Origin of the sequence: Haliea sp., assembly GCF_040221975.1 — a bacterium.
In the GTDB taxonomy this organism is placed as follows: Bacteria; Pseudomonadota; Gammaproteobacteria; order Pseudomonadales; family Halieaceae; genus Haliea.
The window spans coordinates 89,593-103,081 of sequence record NZ_JAVJWR010000019.1; the positions used below are offsets into that span (position 1 = coordinate 89,593).

Sequence of the window (13,489 nt, forward strand, 5' to 3'; positions counted from 1 at the left end):
TCAGGACAGGGTGCCGCCGTCCACGCGGATGTCCTCGCCGGTGATGTGGACGCCGTCTTCCGAGGCCAGCAGGGCAATGACCCCCGCCATCACCTCAGGGCTCTTCGGACCCGACAGCGAGGAAATACGCCCGATCAGCTCGAAATCCATGTTCGGGGGCCACTGGATATCCACCGTCATGCCGGTGTTGATGTCCCCCGGGCAGACACAATTGGCGCGCACACCGCGCTTGGCGTATTCCACGGCGATACTGCGGGTCATGGCGAGCACTCCACCCTTGCTGGCGGAGTAGGCAGCGCCGCAGGGAAGACCGGCCAGGGCGGCCGTGGAGGCAGCGTTGACGATGCTGCCGCGGCTAGCCAGCAGGTGCGGCAGCACCTCGCGGCAGAGGATCATGGTGCCGGTCAAATTGACGTCCAGAACACGCTGCCAGGCGCTGGTTTCGAGCGCGTCGGTGTCGTCGAAACGGAGGATTCCGGCCATGTTCACCAGTGCATACAGGCTCCCGAAGCGATCAACGCAGGCCGCTACCGCCGCCCGCACCTGCGCCTCGTCGGCGATGTCACACAGCTGCGCAGCAGCATCACCACCCTCCGCCGCGATCACGGCGAGGGTCTCATCCAGGCCCGCCTGGTTGACGTCCAGGCAGTAGATACTGCCACCCTCGGCGGCGATGCGCAGTGCCGCCGCCCGCCCGATGCCGCTGCCGGCGCCCGTCACCAGCACTACCTTGTCCGTGAATCGCTGCATCGCCCGGTTCCCTTTGATATTAACCAGCGCGGAGCATGACCACAGCGGGCGCGGTGGTCAACGCAGGCAGTACACGGCGCTGAACCCGACGCGAAAGATTGCCCGGGTAGCGCGGGTTTGCTGCTCTATACCAGGGCGGGATCTGGGCCGGTGTCAGCGGCAAAGGTCGTTGCTTCTGGCTCCGTGGCCATTACCCTTGGCAACCGGCCGCACAACAGGAGACAGCACGTGGACGATCTGGACCAATTTCGCGAGGAGACGCGGCAGTGGCTGGAGGCCAACTGCCCCCCCTCACAGCGCCAGCCCAATACTCCCGAGGAACAGTACTGGGGCGGCCGCCGCGGCCAGTTCGCCAGCGAAGACGCCCGGCTCTGGTTTGAGCGCATGCGCGATCGCGGCTGGACTGCGCCAGAGTGGCCGACTGCCTACGGCGGCGGCGGTCTCACCCCGCAACAGGGCCAGGTGCTGAAAGAAGAAATGAAGCGCATCCGTGCGCGCACCCCCCTGTACAGCCTGGGCCTGTGGATGCTGGGCCCGGCCCTGCTGGAGTACGGTACCGAGGAGCAGAAGCAGAAGCACCTGCGCGCCATCGTCGATGGCGAAGTACGCTGGTGCCAGGGCTATTCCGAGCCGGGCGCCGGCTCTGACCTCGCCAGCCTGCAGACCCGCGCGGAGGACAAGGACGACCATTTCCTGGTCAACGGCAGCAAGATCTGGACCACCGCCGCCGACAAGTCTGACTGGATCTTTTGCCTGGTGCGCACCGACCCGTCGGTAAAAAAGCAGGAAGGTATCAGCTTCCTCCTGATCGACATGGCCAGCCCCGGCGTCAGCACCACACCGATTGCGCTGATCAGCGGCGAGTCCGAATTCTGCCAGACCTTTTTCGACAATGTGGCGGTGCCCAGGGAGAACCTGGTCGGCGGCCTGAACAAGGGCTGGTCGGTCGCCAAGGCCCTGCTGGTGCACGAACGCAAGCTGATGGCAGAAATCGGCAGCGATTCACCGCGGCAGGAAGTGCCGCCGGTGCAGGCTGCGCGCGACTACCTGGAGTTTGTTGACGGGCGTATCGCCAACAGCCAGCTGCGCAGCGACCTGGTCAGCTTCGAAATGCGGATGCACGCCATCGCCCTGACCCACATGCGCGGTTTCGAGGAGCGCGCCCATGGCCTGCAAAGCACTGTCGGCCTGAGCATGAAGTACCTCGGCACCGAGGCGATCAAGGACAAGAACGAACTGCTGCTGGCCATCATGGGCAGCCGCGGTCTGGGCTGGGAAGGAACCGGATTCACCTCCGAGGAACTGGACACAACCCGTTCCTGGGCTGGCTCCAAGGCCATGACCATTGCCGGTGGTACCACTGAGGTGCAGCTCAACGTGATCGCCCGCAACGTCCTGCAGTTGCCGCAGGCGCCGAAAGCCGCGACAGAATCCTGAGGAAATCGACATGGCATTGGTATTAAACGAAGAGCAGCGCCTGCTGGCCGAGACCGCGCGGGAATTCCTTGGAGAACACGCCCCCGTTGCCGCCCTGCGCACCCTGCGCGACAACCGCGATGCAACCGGCTATAGCCAGGCGCTGTGGCGGCAAATGGCGGAACTGGGCTGGGCCAGCGTGATCCTGCCGGAAAGTTATGGCGGCCTGGAATTCGGCTTCACCGGTATCGGCGTATTGCTGCAGGAAACCGGGCGCACCCTGACTGCATCGCCACTTTTTGCGACCACCGTGGTCGGCGCCTCTGCCATCCTGCTGGGGGGCACGGAGACGCAGCGGGAGGACTATTTGCCGCGGCTTGCGGCGGGTGAACTGACCCTGGCCCTGGCCCTGGAGGAAAGCCACCACCACCGCCCCTACCACAATGCAACCCGCGCCGAGCTCAAGGGCGACAGCCTGCACCTCAACGGCGAGAAATGTTTCGTCCTCGATGGCCACTCGGCGGACCTGCTGCTGGTAGTGGCGCGGACCGCCGGTGAACCGGGCGACCGCGAAGGCCTGAGCGTAGTATTGGTGCCCCGGGACAGCGATGGTGTCGACTGTCAGCGGACGTTGATGGTCGACAGCCGCAATGCCGCCAATATCCGCTTTGACAACGTTACCCTGCCTGCAAGCGCCATCCTCGGCGAGCCGGGTACTGCCGGCGACTGGCTGGACGCGGTGCTGGACCGGGGCCGCGTCGCGCTGGCGGCGGAAATGCTCGGCAGCACAGAAGAAGTCTTTGCCCGTACCGTGGCCTGGCTCAAGGAGCGGGTGCAGTTCGGGGTCCCCATCGGCTCCTTCCAGGCCCTGCAACACCGGGCTTCACGCCTGCAGGCGGAGCTGGAACTGGCCCGCTCGGTCGTGCTGCAGGCCCTGGCCACGGTGGACGACAACCCGCAGCAACTGGCGCTGGTCGCAAGCCTGGCAAAGGCGCAGCTGAACGAGCTGGTCAAGCTCGCGACCAATGAGGCCGTGCAGCTGCACGGCGGTATCGGCGTTACCGATGAACTGGAAATCGGTTTCTTTCTGAAGCGGGCCCGTGTCACCATGCAAATCCTTGGCGATACCGGGTTTCACAAGGATCGCTACGCCAGCCTCTGTGGCTACTGACCTGCGACAACAATAACCCACACGGGAGAATGGTATGGACAACAGCGACAAGATTGCCATGGTAGAACGCTACGTGGAAGCCTTCGAACAGGGCGATGTAAACATTATCCGTGGCATGTATGCGGAAGACGGCGTGGTCGAGGATCCGGTCGGCACCGAACCGCACCGTGGCCTGGAGGCAATCTGCGCGTTCTATGCAGGCGCCCTGGGTGCCGGGGCCAAGCTGAAGCTGACAGGCCCCGCGCGCTGCGCCGGCAACGCCGTGGCGTTCCCCTTCCAGGTGCTGATGCCGGGAATGCAGATGGATGTCATCGACGTGTTTGAATTCAACGCCGACGGCAAGATCAGCAGCATGAAGGCCTACTGGGGACCCGACAACATGCAGACCGAGAGCTGAAAGCCCGCCCGCCGCCGGGAGTCCGCTGGAGGGCCTACTCCAGCGGCAGCACCTGCTCCCCCGGCGCCAGGCCCGATACGACTTCAGCGCGACCATCCGGCAGCTCCCGGCCCAGGCGCAGAAAACGGCGCTCGGGCCCTTCCGGCCCCGAGACACTGACCACCCACAGCTGACCGACCCGGGCCAGCAGCGACGTCGGCACATACAGACGCTGCCCGGATCCCGCGGGCACCGAGACACGGGCGTACATGCCGGGCAGCAGGCGCTCATCGTAAGGCAGGCGAATCTTCACCTGAAAGCTGCGTGAACCGGGCTCGGCGGCCGGCACTATCTCCTCGATGGCGCCCTCTATATGAAGATCCAGTGCCGGCAGGCTCACCGGTATGGGCTGACCGATAGCCAGTGCCAGGGCCAGCTGTTCCCGCACCTGGGCTTCAACCCGCAGTGACAACGGGTTATACAGAGAGATCAGGCGCGAGCCGGGCGCGGCCGTGTCGCCGGGCTCGGCGAACCGGTCCACGACCCGGCCGTCAATGGGCGACTGGATGGATGCGTAGGCCAGCGCTGCCCGGGACTCTGCCAACACCTGTTCGGCGCTCTGCAACTCCGCCTGCAGGGTATCGCGATTGGCCTGGGCTGCGTCCCTGTCCGCCACGGACAGCAGGCCACGCCCCTGCAGTTCCACTGCCCGCTGCAGATTGCGCTCGGCTTCGGTCAACCGCGCCCTGACTGCGGCGATCTGGTCGATGGCCTGCGCAACACGGGCCTCGAGATCGGATTTTTCCAGCTCTACCAGGACCTGGCCTTCGCTGACCTGGTCACCGGAGCGTACATGGATCTTCTGAATCCGGGACATGATGCGCGACGATACAATGGTGGCCTGCTTGGCCTCCACGGAACCGGCCACCGGCTCACTCACGGGCACCACCTCCGGTTCGACAAGGTAACCAGGCTCCGGCCCCACAGCCTGCTGTTCTTCCAGCCCCGGTGTCAGCCGCTCGCGGAACAGGCCCGCCATCCAGGCCACCAGCAGTACCAGAAGCACTACCGCGCCCAGAGCGGGCAGCCAGGTACGCATTCTATTCATTGGCAACAGCCTCCTCGGCAGGTTTGTCAAAGACCAGCAGGTACACCACCGGCACCACCACCAGGGTCAACAGGGTGGATGCGACAATGCCAAAAATGATGGCCAGGGCGAGGCCACTGAATACCGGGTCGAGAATGATGACCAGGTTGCCCAGCATGGTGGTACCAGCCGTCAACAGTACTGGTCGCATGCGCACATGCCCCGCCTCCAGCAGAGCCTCGGTCACACTGGCCCCACGGTCCCGGGCCTGGGTCACAAACTCCACCAGGATCAGCGAATTGCGCACCACAATCCCCGCCAGCGCAATCATGCCGATCATCGCGGTGGCGGTGAACAGGACCGGATCCGGTGCCCCGGCCACCTCCCGCTCACCGATCAGGTTCAGCAACCAGAAGCCCGGCATGATCCCTATCACCGTCAGTGGAATGGCGGCCATGATGATCAGGGACAGGGCCACCGACGCAGTCTGTATTCGCAGCACAAAGAAGATCGCCACCAGGGCGAAAGCAAAGGCCAGGCCCATGTCGCGGAAGACGTCGACGGTAATGCGCCACTCCCCTTCCCCGGTCCAGCGCACTTCGATATCGTCCGGCAGCTGCCAGCCGTCACCGCCGCCGGGGCTGAGAAAACTGCGTCCCTGCCACGCATTGGCGGTACCCGCGTCGCCGCCCCTGTCCGCCACCAGATCAGCAATGACATCCGCCGGCGGGCGCCCGGACAGCTCCGCGGTAACATACACTACCGGACGCAGATCCTTGCGCTGGATGGCCTGTTCCGCGTCGCTACGCTGAAACTTTCCCAGCTCGCCCAGTGCCACCAGTGGTTGCGGCGCGGCATCCAGGCCCTGGGCGCTGCTGGCCTGGGTGATACCCGCCCTGCCCTTGACCTGCAGGCGCTCGAAGTCGTGCAGGGACACTCGCTGCTCGGGCGCCAGGCGCATCAACACCGGCAGCGGCAGCGCCTCGCCCGACAGCTGGAGGTGTCCCGCCACATATCCCCGATTGGCCATGGCGATAATCTGGTTGATATCGGTGGTGGAGACACCGGAGAGCGCCGCCTTGGTCTTGTCGGTAACAAAGCGCACACGCTGATGTGGATCCTCCACCGAGGTATCCACCTCCACCACATGCGCTTCGCGCTGCAACCGCTGCGCCAGGATCAGCGCTGCCTGCTGCTGGCTGACATAGGGGGTCAGCGTATCGCCATAGATTTCGGCGACCAGTGTGCTCATGACTGGCGGCCCCGGCGGTACCTCCACCACTTTCAGTCTTACCCCGTCGCCCTGCAGAGGTTCGAGCAACTCCCGAATGCGCAGCACCACCGCATGGGACTGGTGTTCGCGGTCGGCCTTGTCGACCAGAGTGATGCGCAGATCTGCGAGATACGGCGCCTGACGCTGGTAGTGGCGCCGCACCATGCCATTGAAGTCGATCGGGGACGGCTGGCCGACAAAGGCCGCCACCGCGCGCACCTCCGGCACTCGCAGCAACGCCTGCGAGACCCGCTGGCTGACTGCAGCGGTGTGCTCCAGAGTAGCGGACTCCGGCATATCCACCAGCACCTGCACCTCGTTCTTGTTGTCGTAGGGCAGCAGCTTCAGCGGTACCAGCCGGAACAGGGGCAGACTCGCCGCCAGCACGAACAGCACCACGACCACCCAAACCACAATTTTCGCCTTGCCGCGCCCGGCCAGTATCGGCCGCATCCAGCGGGCGTAGAGCCCGTCGGCGCGGGGATCGGCAGGAGCGCTGGTCAGGGCCTCCAGTTCGTCGCTGTCCACCGAGGGCAGGAACCGGCTGGCCAGCCAGGGCGTGACCATGAAGGCCACGGCAGTACTGCTGATCACCGCCACCGGCACGTTGAAAGCCATGGGGGCCATGTAGGGGCCCATCATGCCGGTAATGAATGCCAGCGGCAGGAACGCAAAGACAATGGTGAGGGTCGACATCAGCAGGGGAATGCGAATCTCTGCCATGGCGTCGACAATACGGCGGGCCCGCGGGCCCCGGCCCTCGGCAAAGTTGCGGGCGATATTGTCGACGCCGGTGATCGGGTCGTCCACCAGCAGTCCCAGGGACAGGATGAGGGCAAACAGGGTCACCCGATTGATGGTGTAGCCAAAGGCCATGTCCAGGGCCAGGGTGATGCCGTAGCAGATCGGTACCGCAAGGCCGACCACCAGACCTGCCCGCCAGCCCAGGAACACACTGATGAAGACCACCACGGTGACAATGGCAAAGCCCAGGCTGCTGGTGAGATTGTTGACCTTCTCGTCCGCGGTCTGGCCATAGTCGCGCAGCACTTCCAGGTGCAGGTCAGCGGGCAACAGCTCCCGCTGCAACCGCGCCAGTTCCCCGTGTACCTGCTGGGCAACCCTGACCGCGTTGGTGCCGGGCTTCTTGGCCACATTCAGGGTGACCATGGGGTAGCGCTGGCCGCTGGTCACTGCTGCTCTCGATTCGCGCTCGGAGAACGCTATCCAGGTGTAGGCCGCGGGCTCCTCGGGACCGTCGACGATCCGCCCCACCTCCTGCAGGTATACCGGCGCGCCGTCGATCACATTGATCACCAGGCCGGGCAGGTCAGCGGGACTGCGCAGGGCGTCGCCGCTTTCCAGCAGGATCGATTCATTGTTGAACGACCAGCGACCTGCAGGCTGCAGCTGGTTGGATACCGTCAGCGCGGATACCACATCGGCGGCGGTGGTCCTGCGGGCGGCCAGCGCCTCCGGATCCAGCAGAATCTGCACCTGCCGCGCGCGCCCACCGGTCACCGTGACTTCGCCCGAGTCCGGTATCCGCTGCAGATGGGTGGAGAGCTCATCCGCCGTGCGTCGCAGGTCGTGGTCACTGTACCGCTCCGGGTTGCTGGACCACAGGGCCAGCACCACGATCGCAACGTCATCCACTTCCACCGGGCGCAGATACCAGTCACTTACCACGGCGGGCATCTGCTGCTGGTTGGAGTACAGCTTGTTGTAGGTATTGAGCAGGGATTCTTCGCGATCCTCGCCCACAAAGAACGCCAGGGTGACCGCGGTGCGTCCGGGCGAGGTGGAGGAATAGACATGCTCCACCCCGGGGATCTGGGCCAGCAGCTTCTCCAGGGGGATGGCGACCTGGCGCTCGACCTGGCGGGCGTCCAGGCCGGGCGCCTCGACAAATACATCCACCACCGGCACCACGATCTGCGGCTCTTCTTCACGCGGGGTGTACAGCAGCGAGATGAAACCGACCAGCAGGCCGACGAAGAACAGGGCCTTGGGCAGACCTCCACCGAGTGTGTACGCGACCAGTCGATCCAGGGGATGTGTCAACGAACCACCCTCAGTCGGCGCAGTAAAGTGTGTGCAGCACGTGCAGGATAGCGGGCGCCTCGTCCCCTGCCAGCGCGTAGTAGATCAGCTGGCCGTCGCGGCGCGGGGTGACCAGGCCGGCCTCGCGCAGGCGCGCGAGATGCTGTGACAGGGCAGACTGGGACAATGCCACGCTGGCGTTGAGTGCGCCCACGGATTGCTCTCCCTGCACCAGCGCGCAAAGGATCATGAGGCGCTTTTCATTGGCCAGTTGCTTGAGCAACTGCGCTGCTTCTCCAGCGCGAAGGGCCATGGCATCGGCGTCTATCATCACTACTCCCTCTCTGTATGCCAGGCGAGTCGAAGGCCAATAATATTAGGCTTCTATAATATACAAAAGACCACCATGACAACAGAACCCCGGAAAAGGATTACAATGCATACGGAGCATAGCATGGAGCAATATCATGGCCACGGCCAATAAGATCATCATGAGCCGGGATACCAGCGGCATGGGGGGCGAGGATGCCGCCTGGTTCAGTTTCCAGCCGCTTTACGACGTCATCCTTGCCGAGCAACCCGGACTCCCGGGCTAGCGCCAGAGGAAACTTGCATGTCTCGCAAAACCTGGCTGCAAATTCTCTGCGCCGCTTTCCTGCTGGCAATTGCGATCATCCAGTTCATTCCACCGCCGGCCTAGCGGGCACCGCTGGCTCAATCGCGCCAGGCCCGCTCATCAATATCCAGATCGCTCCAGTCCTGCAGCCGCAGGCGCGGCTCGTTGCCTGCGCGCAGCTGGGAGTCGTAATCCCCCAGCAGCCGCATCCCGATCCTGTACATCCATACCAGGCCCACCAGGTTGACCAGCGCCAGCAGGCCCATGGTAAGTTCGGCGAATCCGAATACGGTGCTCAGATCCTGTAACGAACCCCAGAATACCAGCCCCAGTACTGCCACCCGGAACACGTTGGCCACCGCGGGATTGTCGTGGCTGAAGAAACTGAGGCTGTTGTCACCCAGATAATAGTTGTACATGATCGAGCTGAAGGCAAACAGCACCAGCGCCACTGAAACGAAACTCGCTCCCCAGGCGCCAACATGGCTGCCCATGGCGGACTGGGTAAGGATTACCCCGTCCACACCCGCAGCACCCGGCTGGTACACATCCGAGAGCAGGATGATGACTGCCGTACAGGTACACATGATCACGGTGTCGATAAAAACGCTGAAGGCCTGGACGATACCCTGGTTGGCCGGGTGCGGCACATGGGCGACAGCGGCCACGTTGGGAGCGCTACCCAGTCCCGCTTCGTTGCTGAACAAGCCGCGCTTGACCCCCTGCATGATCACCGCGCCGAGGCCGCCGCCCACCGCCTGCTCCAGGCCGAAGGCACTTTCGACGATGTACCAGAGCGCCGCCGGCACTGCACTGATATTGAGCACAATCACCAACAAGGCAGCGAGAAAATAGGCCAGCGCCATCAGCGGCACGATCACTTCCGCGACCAGGGCAATGCGTCGGATCCCGCCAAAAATAACCACCCCGAGAAACGCCACCATCACCAGCCCGGTCACCCAGGTCGAGACACCGAACGAGGCCTGCAGCGATGTCGCCACCACATAGGACTGCACCGCGTTGAATCCCAGCCCGAAGGTCACCAGCAGCAGCACCGAATACACCGCAGCGAGCCCGCGCTGACGAATACCGTGGGTGAGATAGTAGGCTGGCCCGCCGCGGTAGGTTCCGTCCGGCTCGGCGCGCTTGAACAGCTGCGCCAGTGAGCACTCGAAGAAGCTGGTGGCCATCCCCATCAGCCCGATGACCCACATCCAGAACACGGCGCCCGGGCCGCCGAGGGTAATGGCGACGGCCACACCCGCGATATTGCCGCTGCCGACCCGGCCCGCGACCGACACCACCAATGCCTGAAAGGAAGTGATATGACCGTGTTCGTGGTGCATTCCGCCGCGCAGCACGCCGAACATGCGGCCGAAATAGCGGAACTGCACCCCGCGGGACCCAAGCGTAAAGAGCAGCCCGACACCCACCAGGACCGCGATCAGGATCTGGCCCCAGAGAAAATCATTGACCATGTTCAGCATGGAGACTCCGGACTCAGTGTGGGCGGCGCGGGGCGGGCGTAACTCAGCCGCCGATACCCGAGATGAAAATGATCACCAGTGCCGGCGGCACCACGAAGCGGATCATGAAACGCCAGAGCTCATACGCGCCGCTACTCATGCTCCAGAGTTCATCGCGACTGGCATCGCGGGTCATTGCCCAGCCGGCAAAAACGGCAATGAACAGGCCGCCCAGGGGCAACAGGATCTGGTTGGAGAAATAATCCATGGTGTCATTGAAGTTGCGGCCGCCAAAACTGATATCGCCAAGCACGTTGTAAGAAAGGATACTGAAGATGCTCAGCACCGCCACCGAACCGATCACCAACACCGCGCTGCGATGCCGTGGCATGCCAAAGCGCTCCTCGATCCAGGCGTTCACGCACTCCACCAGCCCGACCATGGAGGTAATACCGGCTACCGCCAGCATGGTGAAGAACAGGACACCGAACAGGTGCCCGCCGGGCATCTGCGCAAACGCCACCGGCAGGGTCTGGAAAATCAGTCCAGCTCCGGCCGCCGGATCCAGCCCGTGGTGGAACACGGCGGGGAATATGACCAGGCCGGCCAGCAGGGCCACGGCGGTATCGGCCACCACGATAATCAGTACGGACTGGCCGATGGATATGGACTTCGGCAGGTAGGAGCCATAGATCATCATCCCGCCCATGGCGACGCCGATGGAAAAAAAAGCCTGGCCGATGGCCACCAGGAATACATCCGGCCCGATCTTGCTGAAATCCGGGGTAAACAGCCAGGTAACCGCCTCGCGGAAACCGCCGACGAAATAATTGTAGGTCGCCAAGCCCACCAGCAACAGGAACATCAGTGGCATCATCACCACCACGGCGCGCTCGATGCCTTCCTTGACCCCGGCGTAGATGATCAAGCCGGTGATCAGCAGGCCTACGAGGGTCCAGAACAGCATGCCCGCGGTGTCATCCAGCACCGCCGCGAACTGGCTGCTGGCATTCAGGGCATCCACATCGGCAAAGCCGGTGGTAACCGCCTTGTACAGGTACCACAGCACCCAGCCGACAATGGCGGCGTAGACAATCTCAATGCTGTAGGCAGCCAGCAGTCCCATGCCCCCCACCCACTGCCACTGGCGGCTGCGCCGGCTTTCTGTCGCGACCACCGCCACCGCTTCCGGCGGGCTGGACTGGCCCCTGCGACCCACCATCAGCTCGGCAACCAGGATAGGGACCCCAATCGCGAACGCACATACCAGGTAGATAATGACGAAGGCGGCGCCACCATTTTCCCCCGTGATATAGGGAAAGCGCCAGATATTGCCAAGGCCGACCGCGAAGCCGACTGCGGCCATGAGGAAGGCAAAGCGCGATGACCAGTGGTCTGCTGCCGCTATGGCCATAAAGTCAAACTCCAGCTGTTGTCGTTATGGTCGCAAGTGTACACAAAAGCCCGCCGCCGATCAGCTGCGGGCGGCTAGCTGTCGACGGCAAGCGGTGCACAGGCCTGCTGCAGCCAGGCCTGCTCCGCAGCCGGCAACAGCGGCCCGACGGTGCCAGCGACCTGGGCGTGGTAGGTATCCAGCCACTGCAGCTCCCGGGCGTCCAACAGGGACAGGTCCAGCAGGCGCCGGTCGAAGGGAACCAGCGTCAACGCTTGCAATCCGTACATCGGCTTTTCCATGTCGCCCGCCACCTCGGCCACCACCACCAGGTTTTCACAGCGGATACCGAAAGCACCGTCCCGGTAGTACCCGGGCTCGTTGCTGATGATCATGCCCGGCTGCAGGGGCACCGGCGCCCAGGCCTTGGCAATGCGCTGGGGTCCCTCGTGGACGCTGAGGAAGGCACCGACGCCGTGGCCGGTACCGTGATCGTAGTCATGGCCCTCCCGCCACAGATACTGTCGCGCCAGCACATCGAGATGGGTGCCGGTGGTCCCCTTCGGAAAGCGCGCCTGGTCCAGGGCGATATGCCCTTTCAGTACCAGCGTAAACAGGCGTCGCACCTCGGCACCGGGGTCACCAATGGCCACGGTGCGGGTGATGTCGGTGGTGCCGTCGATGTACTGGCCACCGGAATCGACCAGATACACCGAGTCCGGCTGCAGCCTGGCGGGGGTGCCATTGCGATGGTTGTAGTGGCACATGGCGGCATTGCTGCCAGCGGCCGAGATGGTGTCAAAGGACGGCCCCTGGAAGTGCTCCGCGCCGGATCTGAAGTCCAGCAAGCGTTCTGCCAGTTGCGCCTCGTCGTACAGACGCCCCTCGGCCTGCTCGCCATCGAGCCAGGCCAGGAAGCGCACCACAGCGACTGCATCGCGGACGTGGGCGGCGCGGGCGCCGGCAATTTCCACCGCATTCTTGCACGCCTTGGGCAGGAGTACCGGGTCGGTGCCCGCCACGAGTGTGGCACCGCCCTGTTCCAGCAACTGCTGTGACCAGGCATTGGCGGTCACCGGGTCCGCCAGCACCCGTTTGCCCGCCTGTGTGCCGAGCAACGCCTCGGCCTCCGCCGGTGTGTGCAGGCGCACGTTCGCGCCACAGTGCTGTTGCCAGCCGGTCGGCATCCGCGCCGGCTCAACCATCAGATCCACGGAGCCGTCTGTCCACAGCAAGGCGAGGGACTGCAGCACCGGGAGACAGGGAACGTCGCGCCCGCGCAGGTTGAGCAGCCAGGACACGGAATCGGGGGCAAATATCAGGGCGCCGTCCGCGCCCAGCGCCTTGACCGCGGCACCGATCCGGTTCCGCTTGCTGACGCTGGATTCGCCAGTGTGCGATTCGTCCAGCAGCAGCGCGGGCTGTACCTGCGCGGCCGGGCGATCGTGCCAGCAGCGATCGACCAGGTTATCGGTATCCAGGCACAGCACCAGATCCGCAGCCGCCAGTTCGGCCTCGGTCTCGCGCAGCCACTGCAGATTGTGCAGGCGCGGATCCACCGCCACCCGGGCACCGGGCTGCAGGCAGGCCAGCAGCCACTCCACTGGCGGCTCCTCGAGTAGATGGTGGTAGCTGAAGTCCCCAGCGGGCACCTGCTGCCGTACCTGTACCGTGTAGCGGCCGTCGACAAAAATCCCGGCCCCATCGCGGAGGATCACAGCCATGCCGGCGGACCCGGTAAAGCCGGTCGCCCACAACAGGCGCTCATTGTGCGGGGGAATATATTCGCCCAGGTGCTCATCCGCCCGCGGGATCACGAGGGCGTCATAGCCGCGCGATCTCAGCAGTTGGCGCAGGGCAGCGAGCCGGGTGGCTGTTGGCATGGTCAATGTCCAGTG

11 protein-coding genes are annotated in these 13,489 nt (G+C 64.2%); 4 read left to right on the forward strand and 7 right to left on the reverse strand.

The window, feature by feature from the left end:
* A complete protein-coding gene (locus RLO07_RS07995; RefSeq protein ID WP_462291614.1) occupies positions 1-750 on the reverse strand; it encodes an SDR family NAD(P)-dependent oxidoreductase in 750 nt (249 codons plus the stop codon).
* 228 nt (positions 751-978) lie between these two features.
* Between RLO07_RS07995 and RLO07_RS08000 the strand changes: the two genes are divergently transcribed.
* From RLO07_RS08000 to RLO07_RS08010, 3 genes are read left to right on the forward strand one after another with little or no spacing between them, the layout of a single operon-like run.
* Positions 979-2,187, forward strand: coding sequence for an acyl-CoA dehydrogenase family protein (locus RLO07_RS08000; RefSeq protein WP_462291615.1), 1,209 nt, complete (start codon positions 979-981; stop codon positions 2,185-2,187).
* A 10-nt stretch (positions 2,188-2,197) separates the two neighbouring features.
* On the forward strand, positions 2,198-3,337 hold the full coding sequence (locus tag RLO07_RS08005; RefSeq protein WP_462291616.1) for an acyl-CoA dehydrogenase family protein: 1,140 nt from the start codon (positions 2,198-2,200) through the stop codon (positions 3,335-3,337).
* Between the two features lie 34 nt (positions 3,338-3,371).
* Positions 3,372-3,734: a nuclear transport factor 2 family protein gene (locus RLO07_RS08010; RefSeq protein ID WP_462291617.1), complete on the forward strand. Its 363-nt coding sequence runs from the start codon at positions 3,372-3,374 to the stop codon at positions 3,732-3,734.
* Positions 3,735-3,768: 34 nt separating this feature from the next.
* Here RLO07_RS08010 and RLO07_RS08015 read toward each other — a convergent pair whose 3' ends face one another.
* Genes RLO07_RS08015 through RLO07_RS08025 form a run of 3 tightly spaced genes read right to left on the reverse strand, consistent with a single transcriptional unit; the run spans position 3,769 to position 8,447 of the window.
* Positions 3,769-4,821 (reverse strand): efflux RND transporter periplasmic adaptor subunit, encoded by a 1,053-nt coding sequence (locus tag RLO07_RS08015; RefSeq protein WP_462291618.1) that lies wholly within the window; start codon positions 4,819-4,821, stop codon positions 3,769-3,771.
* Positions 4,814-8,137: an efflux RND transporter permease subunit gene (locus RLO07_RS08020; protein WP_462291619.1), complete on the reverse strand. Its 3,324-nt coding sequence runs from the start codon at positions 8,135-8,137 to the stop codon at positions 4,814-4,816. Before RLO07_RS08020 ends, RLO07_RS08015 begins: the two co-directional genes overlap by 8 nt.
* Positions 8,138-8,147: 10 nt before the next feature.
* Positions 8,148-8,447 carry an ArsR/SmtB family transcription factor gene (locus RLO07_RS08025; RefSeq protein WP_462291620.1) on the reverse strand — a complete coding sequence of 100 codons (300 nt, stop codon included), beginning with the start codon at positions 8,445-8,447 and terminating at the stop codon, positions 8,148-8,150.
* 136 nt (positions 8,448-8,583) lie between these two features.
* Between RLO07_RS08025 and RLO07_RS08030 the strand changes: the two genes are divergently transcribed.
* Positions 8,584-8,712 (forward strand): hypothetical protein, encoded by a 129-nt coding sequence (locus RLO07_RS08030; RefSeq protein ID WP_462291621.1) that lies wholly within the window; start codon positions 8,584-8,586, stop codon positions 8,710-8,712.
* A gap of 118 nt (positions 8,713-8,830) precedes the next feature.
* Here RLO07_RS08030 and RLO07_RS08035 read toward each other — a convergent pair whose 3' ends face one another.
* The 3 genes from RLO07_RS08035 to RLO07_RS08045 all read right to left on the reverse strand — a co-directional run bounded on the left by RLO07_RS08035 (position 8,831) and on the right by RLO07_RS08045 (position 13,474).
* The gene (locus RLO07_RS08035; protein WP_462291622.1) at positions 8,831-10,219 is read right to left on the reverse strand and encodes an alanine/glycine:cation symporter family protein; all 1,389 of its coding nucleotides are present in this window, start codon (positions 10,217-10,219) and stop codon (positions 8,831-8,833) included.
* 43 nt (positions 10,220-10,262) lie between these two features.
* On the reverse strand, positions 10,263-11,612 hold the full coding sequence (locus tag RLO07_RS08040) for a sodium-dependent transporter (protein WP_462291623.1): 1,350 nt from the start codon (positions 11,610-11,612) through the stop codon (positions 10,263-10,265).
* A gap of 74 nt (positions 11,613-11,686) precedes the next feature.
* Entirely contained in the window at positions 11,687-13,474 is a 1,788-nt protein-coding gene (locus tag RLO07_RS08045) for a M24B family metallopeptidase (protein ID WP_462291624.1), read from the reverse strand.
* Between the last annotated feature and the right edge of the window lie 15 nt (positions 13,475-13,489).